At 41.7% G+C, this 14438-nt stretch carries 15 protein-coding genes, 4 tRNA genes and 1 riboswitch; of the genes, 1 reads left to right on the forward strand and 18 read right to left on the reverse strand.

Annotated elements, in window-relative coordinates:
• Positions 1 to 454: 454 nt before the first annotated feature.
• The 13 genes from OCV57_RS12665 to OCV57_RS12725 form a co-directional block, all read right to left on the reverse strand.
• Positions 455 to 528 (reverse strand) — tRNA-Cys (locus tag OCV57_RS12665).
• Between the two features lie 4 nt (positions 529 to 532).
• Positions 533 to 608: transfer RNA gene (locus OCV57_RS12670), tRNA-Gly, on the reverse strand.
• A gap of 61 nt (positions 609 to 669) precedes the next feature.
• Positions 670 to 746 (reverse strand) — tRNA-Asp (locus OCV57_RS12675).
• 26 nt (positions 747 to 772) lie between these two features.
• A tRNA-Val gene (locus OCV57_RS12680) sits at positions 773 to 848 on the reverse strand.
• A gap of 163 nt (positions 849 to 1011) precedes the next feature.
• The gene (gene hslO / locus OCV57_RS12685; RefSeq protein ID WP_267301850.1) at positions 1012 to 1881 is read right to left on the reverse strand and encodes an Hsp33 family molecular chaperone HslO; all 870 of its coding nucleotides are present in this window, start codon (positions 1879 to 1881) and stop codon (positions 1012 to 1014) included.
• A 4-nt stretch (positions 1882 to 1885) separates the two neighbouring features.
• A complete protein-coding gene (locus OCV57_RS12690) occupies positions 1886 to 2638 on the reverse strand; it encodes a class I SAM-dependent DNA methyltransferase (protein WP_041337346.1) in 753 nt (250 codons plus the stop codon).
• On the reverse strand, positions 2638 to 2940 hold the full coding sequence (locus OCV57_RS12695) for a YerC/YecD family TrpR-related protein (RefSeq protein ID WP_041337345.1): 303 nt from the start codon (positions 2938 to 2940) through the stop codon (positions 2638 to 2640). Before OCV57_RS12695 ends, OCV57_RS12690 begins: the two co-directional genes overlap by 1 nt.
• A 111-nt stretch (positions 2941 to 3051) precedes the next feature.
• On the reverse strand, positions 3052 to 3774 hold the full coding sequence (gene yihA, locus OCV57_RS12700; protein ID WP_267301851.1) for a ribosome biogenesis GTP-binding protein YihA/YsxC: 723 nt from the start codon (positions 3772 to 3774) through the stop codon (positions 3052 to 3054).
• A gap of 12 nt (positions 3775 to 3786) precedes the next feature.
• Entirely contained in the window at positions 3787 to 6198 is a 2412-nt protein-coding gene (lon, locus tag OCV57_RS12705) for an endopeptidase La (RefSeq protein WP_267301852.1), read from the reverse strand.
• 160 nt (positions 6199 to 6358) lie between these two features.
• Positions 6359 to 6604, reverse strand: coding sequence for a 30S ribosomal protein S18 (gene rpsR, locus OCV57_RS12710; protein WP_022287519.1), 246 nt, complete (start codon positions 6602 to 6604; stop codon positions 6359 to 6361).
• 45 nt (positions 6605 to 6649) lie between these two features.
• Positions 6650 to 7174, reverse strand: a complete 525-nt coding sequence (locus OCV57_RS12715; RefSeq protein WP_022287518.1) for a single-stranded DNA-binding protein — start codon at positions 7172 to 7174, stop codon at positions 6650 to 6652.
• A gap of 22 nt (positions 7175 to 7196) precedes the next feature.
• Positions 7197 to 7487: a 30S ribosomal protein S6 gene (rpsF, locus tag OCV57_RS12720; RefSeq protein WP_267301854.1), complete on the reverse strand. Its 291-nt coding sequence runs from the start codon at positions 7485 to 7487 to the stop codon at positions 7197 to 7199.
• Positions 7488 to 7617: 130 nt separating this feature from the next.
• Positions 7618 to 8562: an RING finger protein gene (locus OCV57_RS12725; protein WP_267301855.1), complete on the reverse strand. Its 945-nt coding sequence runs from the start codon at positions 8560 to 8562 to the stop codon at positions 7618 to 7620.
• A gap of 159 nt (positions 8563 to 8721) precedes the next feature.
• Between OCV57_RS12725 and prfB the strand changes: the two genes are divergently transcribed.
• Positions 8722 to 9840: a peptide chain release factor 2 gene (gene prfB, locus OCV57_RS12730; RefSeq protein WP_022287515.1), complete on the forward strand. Its 1119-nt coding sequence runs from the start codon at positions 8722 to 8724 to the stop codon at positions 9838 to 9840.
• A 45-nt stretch (positions 9841 to 9885) separates the two neighbouring features.
• Here prfB and OCV57_RS12735 read toward each other — a convergent pair whose 3' ends face one another.
• The 5 genes from OCV57_RS12735 to pfkA all read right to left on the reverse strand — a co-directional run bounded on the left by OCV57_RS12735 (position 9886) and on the right by pfkA (position 14320).
• A complete protein-coding gene (locus OCV57_RS12735; RefSeq protein WP_267301856.1) occupies positions 9886 to 10770 on the reverse strand; it encodes a YesL family protein in 885 nt (294 codons plus the stop codon).
• A 71-nt stretch (positions 10771 to 10841) separates the two neighbouring features.
• On the reverse strand, positions 10842 to 11435 hold the full coding sequence (locus OCV57_RS12740) for a stage II sporulation protein M (protein ID WP_195249805.1): 594 nt from the start codon (positions 11433 to 11435) through the stop codon (positions 10842 to 10844).
• A gap of 50 nt (positions 11436 to 11485) precedes the next feature.
• Complete coding sequence (gene proC / locus OCV57_RS12745) at positions 11486 to 12286, reverse strand: pyrroline-5-carboxylate reductase (RefSeq protein WP_267301859.1); 801 nt, start codon at positions 12284 to 12286, stop codon at positions 11486 to 11488.
• A gap of 175 nt (positions 12287 to 12461) precedes the next feature.
• Positions 12462 to 13100: a folate family ECF transporter S component gene (locus OCV57_RS12750; protein ID WP_267301860.1), complete on the reverse strand. Its 639-nt coding sequence runs from the start codon at positions 13098 to 13100 to the stop codon at positions 12462 to 12464.
• 117 nt (positions 13101 to 13217) lie between these two features.
• A riboswitch (THF riboswitch) is annotated at positions 13218 to 13319 on the reverse strand.
• A gap of 38 nt (positions 13320 to 13357) precedes the next feature.
• Positions 13358 to 14320 carry a 6-phosphofructokinase gene (pfkA, locus tag OCV57_RS12755; RefSeq protein WP_022287510.1) on the reverse strand — a complete coding sequence of 321 codons (963 nt, stop codon included), beginning with the start codon at positions 14318 to 14320 and terminating at the stop codon, positions 13358 to 13360.
• Positions 14321 to 14438 lie beyond the last annotated feature (118 nt).

Here is a 14438-nt window from a genome sequence, read left to right on the forward strand (position 1 = left end):
TTTTTGACTTTCGATTTTTTCGTGCTTTCTAATGTGCTGTCTTAAATCAGCTTATCTATTATATCATATTAGCTAAGCTTTGTCAAGACTTTTCTTTGTGAATTCTTTGTGAATTCGTTTGAACTCTTTTGTGAAGTTCTTTTCGAGCTACTCCTTAGGTCTCTCCTGTTCTCCCGAACCTTTTACCTTCGTTTCGCTTCTCTCTTTATCGCTCTCTCTCGAGACGACTTGTTTATTTTATCACTTTTATGCCCTTTTGTCAACCCCTTTTTTCGCTTTCTGCTTTTTTTACACTTTATTTCCCTTTTCTTATCTCTTTTTGTCCATTTTGCTTTGCTCCTTTGTTCTCTTGATACAAAAAGTGACAGCTGAGCGTCGCTCAGCTGTCACTTTGGATCGTTTATTATATTTAGGCAAAAAAATAAACTCACAGAACAGAAGCTCTGTGAGTCATTGGAGGCGCCACCCAGATTTGAACTGGGGATCAAGGTGTTGCAGACCTATGCCTTACCACTTGGCTATAGCGCCATATTGGAGCGGATTACGAGGCTCGAACTCGCTACCTCCACCTTGGCAAGGTGGCGCTCTACCAGATGAGCTAAATCCGCATTTTGTGGTATCTACAATATTATATGCAAGATACCGAAACCTGATACATAAAGAATGTATTGGCGACCGGAATGGGGCTCGAACCCACGACCTCTAGCGTGACAGGCTAGCGTTCTAACCAGCTGAACTACCCGGCCATATGAGCGGACTTTATAAGTCCGCTTGGTGGGAACAACAGGGCTCGAACCTGTGACCCTCTGCTTGTAAGGCAGATGCTCTCCCAGCTGAGCTATGCTCCCGTTAGCTGTCGTTTTGAGTTGTATCTCTCAGCGACGATATTTATTATACACTATTCAAAGCCATTTGTCAAGAGTTTTTTTGAAATTTTTCAAAAAAAGTTTAAGTCCGCAAACGCTTTATTATCGGGCATTTGAATAGTGTACATAAAATATTCATTAAATATTATTCTTTTATTAACCCTAAAATTTCCTCAGGAGTAAAGTGATATTTCTTATCACAGAAGTGACACTCAACATCAGTACCACCGTCTTTAGAAAGATCTTCAAGTTCTGCCCTGCCCAAAGATATAAGAGCATTCTCTACTCTTTCCCTCGAACAATCGCAACGATAATTAACCTCAAAATCATCAAGAACGTTCGGTTCAAGACCCTCCAAGGCTTTCATTGCAATAGCTTCTGTGGTCATACCACCACATATAAGCTTTGTTACAGACTCCATTCCGTTTATATTCTTCTCTATCTGATCTATAGCTGACTCAGGTGCAAACGGCAAAAGCTGAATAAGAAATCCACCAGCACAATTCACTGTCAGATCTGGATTTACAAGTACGCCAAGAGCGCAGACGATTGGCACCTGCTCACTGACAGCAAGATAGTTAGTTATGTCCTCTGCTATTTCGCCTGAAACAATAGGCACTTGTCCGCAGTACGGCTCTTTAAGTCCCATGTCCTTGACCACACTAAGCGTACCATTGGAGCCTACAGCCCCTCTGACATCAAGCTTACCTTTATCGTTAAGCGGCAGTTCCACCACTGGATTTTGAACATATGCCTTAACATTTCCCATGCTGTCAGATACGCATATAAGCGCACCTGTAGGACCGTCACCGTCCATTTTTACAGTAATAGAATCATCTTTGCCTTTAAGTCCAAACCCCATGAGCGAAGTACCCATAGCAAGTCTGCCAAGTGCCGCCGTGACCACAGCGGAAGTTTTATGTATCTCTTCAATGCGTGAAACAATATCCTTTCCGTCGATAGCGCTGCACACAACGGAAGCGTCTTTACTTATAACTCTAACTATTCTACCCATAAAATCACCCTCTGTTTATTCTCCTGCACACATAAAGAACTCTCTGCGTTTTATCATTAACTGGCGAGTCCTCAAATCCGTCATACTTTCCTATAAGCTCAAAATCATTTGACTTTACAAGCTCGCTCAAAAACTCGTCCGTGTATATCTTCTCTGTGAAATCCTCACTAAAACGACAATAAGAGCCGTCCTCCTGCTCCTCAAAGAAGTCAAGATATATGCTCACGCTGTCATCATCATTGAGCTCATTCTGCCATGCACAGAAAAGCCCATCAAGATCATAGCAGAACGCATTGTCTGCAAGGATCACTCGGTGCTTGTACACAGTATTTACATCAAATATGAAAAGTCCACCATCGCAGGTGAATTTTGATACACACTCAAAAGTCTTTCTGACAGCTTCCTCATTTTCAAGGTGATTTATGCTGTCAAGAACACAAACAACAGCATCAACTGCGCCATACAGATCAAGCTCAGTCATATCCTGCATAAGATACTGTATGTTCAGACCACTTTCATAGCGCTTATCCATGGCTTCTTCCAGCATTTGATCCGACAGATCAACGCCTACCACATCATAATCAAGACGTGCAAGTGCTTCACTGAGCGAACCTGTGCCGCAGGCAAGGTCCAAAACTACCTCATGCTCTGAACTGTATCGTTTTATAAGCTCATGACACCGTGCTGCAATTTTTCCGTAATCGACATTCTCTGTAAGCTTATCATAGTAACAGGCAAATCTGCCGTATCCGCTCATTACTTATCTTCCTTCTTATCCAATCTGTCAAAAACGATATTATATCCGCCTGAGCCGTCATAAGAAAGCGAGCGGTTGACACGGCTTATAGTTGCCGTTGAAGCACCTGTTTCGTTTACTATATCGCTGTAAACATGATCCTTTGTGAGCATTTTTGCAACCTGAAAACGCTGCGAAAGTGCTTTCAGCTCAGGTATAGTGCAAAGATCTTTAAAAAACAACCTGCATTCCTCGACAGTTTCAAGACAAAGCACTGCTTCATAAAGATCGTCTAAATTTTTGATCTCAAGTTTCTCTTTCATTAAAAAAATCTCCTTTACGTTTCATGGTGTAAAGTGTTAAACCATAAATATATTTTAACACAAGTCATGAAAAATGTAAAGGAGAATTATGAATTTTTTATTTATTTACTCTTAATTTTTTCTTCTATTAGGCGTTAGAAAACCGCCGAATGATTTCGGCTCATCAGAAATATCCTCTTTATCATCGTAATATTCCTCTTCTTCGTCCTCTGTATCGCCTTCTAGTTTCTCTGGTGGCGTTATCTCAGCTCCCTCGGATATATCGTCTATTATTGCCCTCAATTCATCTACGCCCTCTCCGGTGATCGCAGAGAACTCCACACAGGTGATGTCCTCAAAGCATGGTATCTCTGTCTTGAAAGCTTCCATACGTGCTTTTCTGGCGTTAGGCTTGAGCTTATCCGCCTTGGTGAACACGATTATAAATGGTATCTCAGCGTCAATAAGATAATTTATCATCATCAGATCGTCTTTGCTCGGCGGATGACGCATATCCACAAGCTGAAAAACAAGTGCAAGCTGTCTGCTGCCGTCGTCAAGATAGCCTCCTATAAGACTGCCCCACTGCCTTTTCTCGGACTTTGATACGCTGGCATAGCCATATCCAGGCAGATCAACGATATAGATATTCTCCACAGAAAAGAAGTTTATTGTAACAGTTTTACCCGGCATAGAGCTTACTCTCGCCAAGTTTTTTCTGTTAAGAAGCTTGTTTATCAGCGACGACTTTCCCACATTCGACCTGCCAGAAAAGGCAAATTCAAGTCTGTCAGACTTGGGTATCTGCGAGAATTTTCCAAAGGAAGTATAAAATTCTGCTTTGTTATAATTCATAGGCGGCCCTTTCTATACCGTTAATTTTTTTCGCTCCGGCTCGTTCTTGCTTAGGAGTTCAAGCGGAACATTATTTTTGCTGTTTGGAACAAGTGCAACGTCAAGCACATCCTGAATAGTCTTTGCGAACACGAACTCGCAACAAAGCTTTACTGTATCGTCAACGTCATCAAGATCGCCCTTATTAGCAAAAGGCACAATAATAGTCTTTACCCCCGCCTTGTATGCAGCCATAGTCTTTTCACGGAGACCGCCTATAGGCAGTACTTTGCCGCTAAGAGTTATTTCGCCTGTCATAGCAACGTCACTGCGTACTTTTATATTACCCAATGCAGAGATGATGCCCGTTATCATGGTAACACCTGCAGATGGACCGTCCTTAGGCACAGCACCCTCAGGAGCGTGTATATGCAAATCTTTTTTCTCGTAAAAGTCTTTATCGATGCCATATTTGTCAGCAACGCTTCTGCAATAGCTTACAGCAATCTTTGCAGACTCCTTCATAACGTCGCCAAGTGAGCCTGTAAGCTCTATTCTGCCCTTTCCGTCAAGCACAAGGACTTCCAAAGGCATAACAACTCCGCCCACTGACGTCCATGCCAGGCCATTTACAGAGCCAACAGCATCTTTGTCTGATACAACATCAGGGAGATATTTCTCATGACCAAGATATTTTTCAAGATTATCCGCCTTGAAAGTAACTTTCTTAACGCCGTCTTCAACTATCTCCTTAGCAGCCTTTCGGCAAAGCGAGCCTATCTGTCTTTCAAGATTTCTAACGCCAGCCTCTCTTGTGTAGCTGTCTATAAGCTTATAGATAGCATCATTGCAGATGCGTATCTGAGATGCTTTAAGACCGTTCTTACCTTCCTGCTTTTTAATAAGATGTTCCTTTGCAATATGGAACTTCTCCTCCCTAGTATAGCTAGACAACTCTATGACCTCCATACGGTCGAGAAGAGGTGCTTGAACAGTATCGAGAGTATTTGCAGTTGTAATAAACAGCACATCACTTAAATCAAACGGCACTTCAATATAGTGATCTCTGAAAGCATTATTCTGCTCGCTGTCAAGAACCTCAAGCATAGCAGACGATGGATCGCCTCTGAAATCATTGCTCATCTTGTCTATCTCATCAAGAAGAACAACAGGATTTTTACTTCCTGCAAGCTTCATGGCATTCATTATTCTTCCTGGCATTGCACCAACATACGTCTTTCTGTGACCTCTGATATCACTTTCGTCCTTAACACCGCCCAATGAGACCCTTACAAAGTTTCGATTAAGTGCTCTAGCGACAGACTTTGCCACTGAAGTTTTGCCAACGCCTGGAGGACCAACAAGACAGAGGATCTGCCCCTTGATATCAGGAGTAAGCGCTCTTACAGCAAGATTTTCAAGTATTCTATCCTTGACCTTTGCCATGCCATAGTGATCCTTGTCAAGTATCTGCTTTGCCTTTTTAACGTCTGTCCTATCCTTTGTGACAGCATTCCACGGCAATGCAAGCACTGTGTCGAGATAATTTCTCAGCACAACACCCTCCTGTGACATCATACCCATCTTGGAAAGCTTCCTGACCTCGCCCATAAGCTTATCACGAACTTCTTCGGACAATATAAGTGAATCTATCCTATGTGTGTACTCATCAATCTCATTTACATCTGAGCCGTCTTCATTTTCACCCAACTCATTCTGTAACGCCTTGATCTGCTCACGTATATAGTATTCGCGCTGACTTTCTTCTATCTGAGAATGGACCTGACTATGTATCCTTCTTTCAAGAGATAAAACATTGGTCTCTCGTGAAAGCATAGTGATCATAAGAATTAGCTTATCTAAAACAGATGGGGCTTCAAGAAGCGACTGTCTGTCAGTAAAAGCTAACGGAATATTAAATGCCAAACTTTCAAAAAGTTGAACAGGCGTTTTAGAACCGAGTATCTGGGCATAAAGCTCTTCAGGCATTTTAGGAACCACCTTAACATACTCTTCAAACTCATCTAAGACCGAACGAAAAACAGCAAGTTGTTCGTCATCGTCAAGCCTATCCTTTGAATAATTTGGTACAAGTCTTACATCAGCTTCATAGCAATCATCATACTGATAAAACTCAGCAAGTCTCGCTTTACGCAGACCTTCTACATAGCATCTGTATATTCCATCAGGTGCTTTAACGATCTGTCTTACCTTTGCTACAGTACCCACCTTGAACATATCCTTTTTTTCAGGCATTTCAAGATAAACGTCTTTTTGCGCACAAAGAAAAACAAGTCGATCGCCGTCCATGGCATTTTTCATACTCTTTATAGTTCTTGGTCTGCCAACATCAAAATGCATAGACATTCCAGGGAAAACTACCAGATCTCTCGTTGGAACACACGGCATAATATTATTTATTTTAACATCAGTTTTATCTTTCATAGTTGCTCCATTTCCTTACAGCTCTACAAATACTGTAATGCTTTGTTATACAGCTTTAGTATATAATATCATATTTATGATACATTTGCAAGCCCCACTCAGAAACTTCCCCTTAACAAAAAGAGGCACCTATAAAGGTACCTCAAAATAGAAAACACTATTAGTCAGCTACATATGGAAGAAGTGCCACATGACGTGCTCTCTTGATAGCTGTTGTAAGTTCTCTCTGATGATAAGCACAAGTGCCAGTTACACGTCTAGGGAGGATCTTAGCTCTCTCTGTCATGCACTTTCTAAGCTTTGCGATATCCTTATAGTCGATCTTTTCAGCTCTGTCTGCACAGAACATACAAACCTTCTTACGACCTCTCTTCATAGGTCTGCTTGTATTTCTTTCCTTTTCCATGGTAAATTTCCCTCCTTAGAGAAATATTTTTCAAAACTCCTCTGCTTAGAACGGTACTCCGTCATCGGTCAATACTTCTTCAAAATCGTCAAGGTCACCAATGGACAAAGCGTCATTTGATGGAGCATTGTTATAGTTATTCTGATTAGAATTGTTTGCAGGCTGTGAATATCCACCATTGTTCTGCTGATAATTATTCTGCTGATAACCACCATTTCCGTAGTTATTGGAATAGTTACCTGCTCCCTGCTGTTTTGGTTCACCCGTGAAAGACACACTGTCAACATTGACCTCAGTTGTATAATGCTTTACACCATTCTTGTCATCATAAGAACCTGTTCTTATCTGACCTTCAAGAGCGATCATTCTGCCCTTTGAAAAGTATCTGTTGATAAATTCAGCTCTCTGTCCCCAAGCAGTGCAAGTAATAAAATCAGTCTGCCTTTCAGCACCCTGACGAACTGGTCTGTCAACTGCAACATTGAATCTCAAAACTGCATTTCCACTAGGAGTCTGTCTTACTTCAAGATCCTGAGTGATCCTACCCATTAAAATAACTCTGTTAAGCATAACTTTTCCCTCTTTCGCAGTTTTACTTGACCGTTACTAAGAAACGGATCACGCCGTCTGTGATACCAAGAATTCTCTCAAGCTCAGCTGGAAACTCAGGCGTAGATGTGAATGACCACAGTACATAAGTACCTTCTGTTTCATAATTGATAGCATAAGCCAGCTTACGCTTGCCCCAATTACTAAGTGTAACGTCACTTGCGTTTGCCTTGATCAAGTCATTGAACTTAGCTGTGAGTGTGTTTACAGCCTCCTCGTCAAGCTTAGAGCTGAAAATTACCATAGCCTCATAAGACTCATTAATTTTTGCCATTGCATTTGCACCTCCTTTTGGATTTCGCCTGTGCCGCAATTTGCACAAGCAAGGATAACTCAATTATTATAACACAAGACCGATTATCTGTCAAGTGTCACTTGCGCTTTTTTATGAACTTTTTGTAAAATCATGCAAATATCTTTGTAACACCAAAAATGCCAAACACAACTATCGCAGAATAAACGGCAAAGCCAAGAATAACAGCACCCCATGACGTACCGCCCTTTGCTGTTATCTTTTCAGCAATCTCCTGCTCAGTGCCGTCCTCCGACCTTATCTCACGGATCTTTTTTTGTGCAAACTTATAATACATATAATTGCCGAAAAAGCCTGCCACAAACTGAAGTGCCATTGAAACATACCATGTCGCAGCGGAAATGCCCTGAAAAACCCTTCCAGTCACATCGATGCCGATATCAAGCGAGAAACCCATTGTTCCTGCACTAAGATATTCTATCGCAGTAGGGATATTGAGCAGTGCCGTAGCCACAAGCATGATGATACCCACAAGATTCATTTTTCTAAACAGAAAATACAGGTGTGGAAAAAGGAAAGCAGCAAAGTTTATGGAAATCTTTCCACCAAATTTACCAAAACGTATAAAGTTAGACAAAAATATAAGCGGATTTGTCTTTACAAATTTTGCATAGTCATCTAGTTTAATGCCTTCAAGATCTGAGTCCTTATCAAATACAACCTGTCTGCCAAACGGACCGTAAGGCTGTCCGTCAGGACCGGTCTGCTGAGCGTTATTTTGCGTGTCCATGTCGTTAAATGGACGTTCCTCAGTATCATTTTTCGTAAGCGGTGTTCCGCACTTTTCACAAAATAGCTTGTCAGGCGGATTTTCAAAACCGCAGCGTATACAGCGTATATTCTCACTTTCTACACTCTCCTGAGTTTGCTCCCAGCTCTGACCACTTTCATGCAAAGCGTCATTTATGCACTTTCCTTCTTTGAGATAACACTCACGATGATAAGGCGTGCCACACTCAGGACATACAACTATATCGTCACCATCTTTGAATACTTCTCCGCAGGAAAAGCATTTTTTTCCTGTATAATTAGCCATATCGGGTTTCCTTTCTTGCTGAAACAGGCTTTTTAAAGCCTTTAAATAATATTATAGCACAACTTTCAGGAAAATGCTATAGTTTTTTTATATTTTTCCTTTACTTTTCACAAAAAAAGTTTTATAATATATAATGATATAAAATAAGGAGAAAAAGATATGGTATTTTTAGAAAACTTAAAGTCAGAGCTTGAAGCTCTTAGACCTATCATCAGCGAGCTGCATGACGTATACGATATTGAGCGTTCTCAGGAAAGGATCGCAGAGCTTCACGAAAAAGCCGCAGAACCTAATTTTTGGGACGACATGGAGAAATCGCAGAAGGTTTTGCAGGAAACAAGAAATCTTGAGGGCAAACTGGAAAAATACAATAAATTCAAGTCGTCATTTGAGGATATCGAAGTGCTTATTGAAATGGCAGCCGATGAGGGTGACGAGGACATGATCGACGAAATACAGTCTGAGCTTAAAACTCTAAAAGAGGGTCTTGACGCCGCACAGCTTGACACTCTGCTCACAGGCGAGTATGATCACAACAACGCTATCATCAACTTTCATGCAGGAGCAGGCGGAACTGAGGCGCAGGATTGGAGCGAAATGCTTTTCAGGATGTATCATAAATGGTGTGAAAGCCACGGCTTCAAAATGACTACTCTTGATTATCTCGAGGGTGCAGAGGCTGGCATGAAGAGTGCCTCCGTTATCGTGGAGGGTGAAAACGCTTATGGCTATCTTAAAAGCGAAGCAGGAATACACAGACTTGTGCGTATCTCACCTTTCGACAGCTCAGGAAGCAGACACACGTCATTCTCAGCGGTGGACGTTATGCCTGAGATTGATGACACTATTGAAGTAGATATCCGTCCTGAGGATATTAAAATGGACGTTTATCGTGCAAGCGGTGCAGGCGGACAGCACATCAACAAAACGTCATCAGCCGTAAGACTTACCCACATACCAACAGGCATCGTTACATCATGCCAGACACAGCGTTCACAGTTTCAGAACAGGGATTATGCAATGAAAATGCTCAAAGCAGAGCTTATCAAAATAAAAGAGCGTGAACATCTAGAGAAGATAGAGGATATCAAGGGTGTTCAGAAAGAGATCGCATGGGGCGCTCAGATACGTTCCTATGTTTTCATGCCATACACTCTTGTAAAAGATCACAGAACGGGTTTTGAAAACAGCAATGTAAACGCTGTTATGGACGGCGACCTTGACGGTTTCATAAACGCTTATCTCAAAGCGCTTTCACTTGGCGAAATCGAAAAATAATTAGCATAAACAAAGGACAGTTCAAACGAGCTGTCCTTATGTTTTTTATGAGATTGTTTTGCCTTTTTTTCTGCTCTCTTTGGTCTTGACAGGAGTTTCTTCCGCCGCTCTATCCTCAAAGAGCTGTTCGTCAGGGTCTGCATTCTTGTATGCAAACTCAGGATTGCTTTCACCACGCTGATCGTAGTAAGGCTGGATAACGTGTTTTCTGATAACAGGATAACAATTGAAGCAAGTCACGAAGCATATGAACGAAAGAGGCCAAAATGGCAATATGAACAGAGAATATGGCAGGAAAAGATACATCATAACAATAACGATAAGCGATGCCAGAAGTGACCAAAGAGACTGCTTTATGCCAAGACTCACAAGATAAAACGAGTTCTTTATTATCTGCTTCATGTTAAGGTTAGTGGAGCTTATCATAAGATAGATGTAAAAGTGCATCATGAAGAATACAATAAGACAGCTTATGCAGATAACAAACGGAATGTATATCATGGAGTTCTGCTCTGCCCAATATTTATACATTGGAATCCCGACCATAAATCCTATAGCGAAGATGATATCTATGGCACCCATGATAGTGCCCTGCTTGAAATTCTTCTTGAAAGAATCCCAGAAATCATGTAGCAGAAACGCATTTCTTTCCTGAGAATAATTTCGGCAAACCTTTGTCATTGCAGCCGTTGCAGGTCCTACCAATACTGACGGTATCGCCAGTAAGAGCCATATTGGATTTGATGTCATAAGCATAAGTATGACCATAAGCGTCATCGGTATGCAGAAAACGAAATACAGCAAATTAAGCTCCATAAGCTTCCACATATGCCTGCCATAGACTTCAAAAAACTTAAAAATACCCTTTTTCTCCTGAGGTGCTTTAAGTACACCTCTGCCAGGGGTATTGTAATTACCAAATAAAGACATTACACCGCTCCTTAAAATTAATAGTCCCCGAAATTGCCCCGAATTTTATTTCATTCTTTGTATACTGTATACTAAATTCGTCCTGCAAAAATAATCGTCAGCAGACATTCAAGCGCAGCCGCAACAGCCGCCGCTGCTTCAAGCACAAGAAACTTAACAGCATAAAGCCGCACCGTCTGTCGCAGACCGCTATGCTGTCCTTCAGAAAAAACAATGCGCAGCAGGATATTTGACATAGCGACAGCTTCCCTTGCGGCTATCATAAGTGCCGCCGCTGTTATGACTGCAGGAAGAAGTACAAACATCGCTGAAAGTAATGCACCATGTCCACCGTAAATGCTGTAAAGCTGAGACATTGCAACACCCCAGCCCGTGCCACGCAACAGCAATACTGCAACAGCTAAAGGCTGTCCCAGTGAAGAAAAACCTGACAAAAACACAACTGCTAAAAAAACAGTCGAACTGAAAAAAGACCTCACAAGAATTTCTTCAAGATCACCTGACGACCTCACGTCAACAAAGCTGTTTGAAAACACCGACAGCATTGAAAGTTCGTCGCTGCCCATAAAGCAAAAAGTAACAGCACCCAAAAGCGCACCAATCAGGATAGCTCCTGCAAAAAATGCAAGAACTCCGCTTTTGTATATGCCTGTCCCGCTGTTCATTATACATCACTCCTTTGAGTAATGTATATGCCACGGTGCAGAAAAAATAACTATTTTGAAAGCTCGTAAGCTCTCTTAGTGCAAGCCTTGCAGCAATCCTCAACAGCCTTTGGCAGACCGCCCTCACGGAGCTTTTCAAGACCAGCGATAGTTGTGCCACCCTTTGATGATACCATTTCAATAAGCTCATCAAGTGACTTGCCACTGTCAGTTATCATTTTGGCAGAGCCGATAAGCGACTTTGCAAAAAGATCTCTTGCAACTGTTTCATCGATGTCAACGCTCTTCGCATACTCTACGAATGCCTGAGCATACAGATAGATAAAAGCAGGAGATGAGCCGTTTATTGCTATTATCTCTTTCATTTTATCCTTTGATATGACGGCATACATACCGCATGAGCCAAATATATTGCAAACAAGCTCAAACTCCTCATCTGTTACGCTGTCAGAGCGTGAAAGAGCAGTTGCGCCCTCCCCAAGAAGAAGAGGAGTGTTTGGCATAACAAGCACTACCTTTGCGCCAGCCACAGTTTTTGAAGCGATATAATCATCTGTAATGCCTGCGCAGATAGAAACTATGACCGTATCTTTCGTTACCGCAGAAGCTATCTCATCAAGCACCTCGTCAAGCTGCTGAGGCTTAATTGCAAGAAAAACATATTCTGACTTTTCAACTACCTCTGCACAGCCTGAACATTTTACTGTTCCAAGCTCGTCAAGTCTATCAAGTATCGGAGCATATTTATCAAAAGCGTAAAGCTGAATATCCTTACTCATTTTACTGCCTGCAATGCCCTTCATGATAGCATAGCCCATATTTCCTGCACCGATAAAACCAACATTTATCATACACTCAAGACCTTTCTGAATAAAAGGCAGAAGCCTGCCTTAAAAATAACTTAATTTTAATTATACACTAAATCTCAACGGATTTCAAGTGTTTCACCTAAATTTCACATTAGTACCCCCTTTTTCTTGTATATTTTCACGCAAAAAACAGCGACATTTCTGCCGCTGCTTTAAATCATATATTTGTCGGTTTATGTCCAAACTGTGTTCTTACTTTTTCATAAGCAAACTTCACAGCAGGCAGGAATATCATGAGCAAGATCAGATCCACAGGGAGCTGGATAAGATTTTTCGCTATTCTCGGTGTGCAGTATGTAAGAAAACCGCTCATTCCTTCTTTGGTGAGATTTGTGATGCCAAAAGTCTTGTTTACATAAAGTGTATACAGGAAATAAGAATTAAGTCCTATATTACAGAAAAGTATAACACTTCCTCTTGCAATTGCGATCCTTATGTAGCTTTGAAGCTTTTTGTTGTTAAAATCGCACTTATACAACAGACAGCCATAGATGATACCTGAAATAATAACTACCATTGCAAGCTGTGGGCTGTAGGCTCTCGGAGATTTGTTCTGCACTATATATCCTAGAAAGTCAAGCACAAATGTAGACATTCCGCATACCACAGGTCCGTAAAGCATACCTATAGTACAGGTTGCAAGAAAAGTGAAACCGATCCTCAAGTCAGGCGTTACCTCAATGGAAAATGATCTGATAGCAAACGCCAACGCTATCAGTATTCCTGCTGTTGTCAATGTTCTAAGATCTTTCAGTGACTTGAAAGAGTCATAGAACATTCTTCCGAAGCTCTTCATAAATTTACCTCCTTATTCTGCGAGCTTGTCGCTTTGTGCATAACGGAGCATAAAAACAGCTCTGCACACTACCCATGCGGGATGTGCAGAGCCGCTATAAAAAGCTTCAATTACACATTCAGCGGGATGCGAAAACCGAACCGCAAAGATTCTGCCTTTTTCGTTCCGACGGCAACTCCCCGTCCGACGGACACTTAACGCTCAGTTTTCTACTCTGTAATATGTCAAAGTCTTAAAGACTCAGACCTCATGAAAAATTAGAATGCAGTTTCATTGAGGATCTTGTAAAGCTCTTCCTCGAAAGGCTTCTTCATTGAAAGAGCCTCCTGAATATCTACATCATATATCTTGTTGTCCTTCATACCAACAACTCTGTTGCCAATGCCCTGCTCTAGCAGTTCAACAGCGTGATAGCCCATTTCAGTTGCGACAACTCTATCTCTTACTGTAGGAGAGCCGCCTCTCTGAACATGACCGAGAATAGTAGCTCTTGACTCGACACCAGTAATATCCTGAAGAGTTCTTGTGATATACTCTGTCTTGCCAACACCCTCAGCAACTACAATGATAAAATGTGTCTTGCCTGACTTCTTTGTCTGCTCCATCTTCTGAGCAATAGCATTGAGGTCATAAGGCTTCTCAGGTGTGATAACAGCCTCAGCGCCTACAGCAGCAGCAACGTTGATAGCAATGTGACCAGCGTTTCTGCCCATTACCTCAACTACTGAACATCTGTCATGTGACTGTGCTGTATCTCTGATCTTATCGATCATTTCCATAGCCGTGTTCATAGCTGTGTCATAACCGATAGTATATTCTGTGCATGAAATATCGTTGTCTATAGTACCAGGCAGACCGATACATGGGATACCCTGTGCTGAAAGGTCAGCCGCACCTCTGAATGAGCCGTCACCACCGATAACTACGATACCGTCAAGACCCATTTCGAGACACTTATCTCTGCCCTTCTTTACGCCCTCGATATCTCTGAATTCAGGACATCTTGCAGTATAAAGACAAGTACCGCCTCTCTGGATTATGCCAGAAACAGTTCTTGCATTCATCTCAATAACTTCACCATTAAGAAGACCGTTATATCCTCTGAGGATACCTACGACTTCCATACCCTTTGCAAGACCAGCTCTGCATACTGCTCTGACAGCAGCGTTCATTCCCGGAGCATCTCCTCCGCTGGTAAGTACACCAATTTTCTTAGCCATGTAAAATACCTCCAAACCAGGAAACAATTTATCCTGTTACTTTCCTAATAATCTATAATGAGCATAGCACAAAGCCCCTGAATTGTCAAGGGCTTTGTTTATTTTTTAACATTTTATT

The sequence above is a fragment of the Hominimerdicola aceti genome, from assembly GCF_025567495.1.
In the GTDB taxonomy this organism is placed as follows: domain Bacteria; phylum Bacillota; class Clostridia; order Oscillospirales; family Ruminococcaceae; genus Hominimerdicola; species Hominimerdicola aceti.

Coding starts and splice junctions, on each gene's coding strand:
- proC (WP_267301859.1), bottom strand. CDS start 12,286: ATGATAAATGTTGGTTTTATCGGTGCAGGAAATATGGGCTATGCTATC.
- OCV57_RS12715 (WP_022287518.1), bottom strand. CDS start 7,174: ATGCTTAACAGAGTTATTTTAATGGGTAGGATCACTCAGGATCTTGAA.
- OCV57_RS12690 (WP_041337346.1), bottom strand. CDS start 2,638: ATGAGCGGATACGGCAGATTTGCCTGTTACTATGATAAGCTTACAGAG.
- hslO (WP_267301850.1), bottom strand. CDS start 1,881: ATGGGTAGAATAGTTAGAGTTATAAGTAAAGACGCTTCCGTTGTGTGC.
- yihA (WP_267301851.1), bottom strand. CDS start 3,774: ATGAATTATAACAAAGCAGAATTTTATACTTCCTTTGGAAAATTCTCG.
- OCV57_RS12735 (WP_267301856.1), bottom strand. CDS start 10,770: ATGTCTTTATTTGGTAATTACAATACCCCTGGCAGAGGTGTACTTAAA.
- OCV57_RS12750 (WP_267301860.1), bottom strand. CDS start 13,100: ATGAAGAGCTTCGGAAGAATGTTCTATGACTCTTTCAAGTCACTGAAA.
- rpsF (WP_267301854.1), bottom strand. CDS start 7,487: ATGGCAAAAATTAATGAGTCTTATGAGGCTATGGTAATTTTCAGCTCT.
- rpsR (WP_022287519.1), bottom strand. CDS start 6,604: ATGGAAAAGGAAAGAAATACAAGCAGACCTATGAAGAGAGGTCGTAAG.
- OCV57_RS12725 (WP_267301855.1), bottom strand. CDS start 8,562: ATGGCTAATTATACAGGAAAAAAATGCTTTTCCTGCGGAGAAGTATTC.
- OCV57_RS12695 (WP_041337345.1), bottom strand. CDS start 2,940: ATGAAAGAGAAACTTGAGATCAAAAATTTAGACGATCTTTATGAAGCA.
- OCV57_RS12740 (WP_195249805.1), bottom strand. CDS start 11,435: ATGAACAGCGGGACAGGCATATACAAAAGCGGAGTTCTTGCATTTTTT.
- lon (WP_267301852.1), bottom strand. CDS start 6,198: ATGAAAGATAAAACTGATGTTAAAATAAATAATATTATGCCGTGTGTT.
- prfB (WP_022287515.1), top strand. CDS start 8,722: ATGGTATTTTTAGAAAACTTAAAGTCAGAGCTTGAAGCTCTTAGACCT.
- pfkA (WP_022287510.1), bottom strand. CDS start 14,320: ATGGCTAAGAAAATTGGTGTACTTACCAGCGGAGGAGATGCTCCGGGA.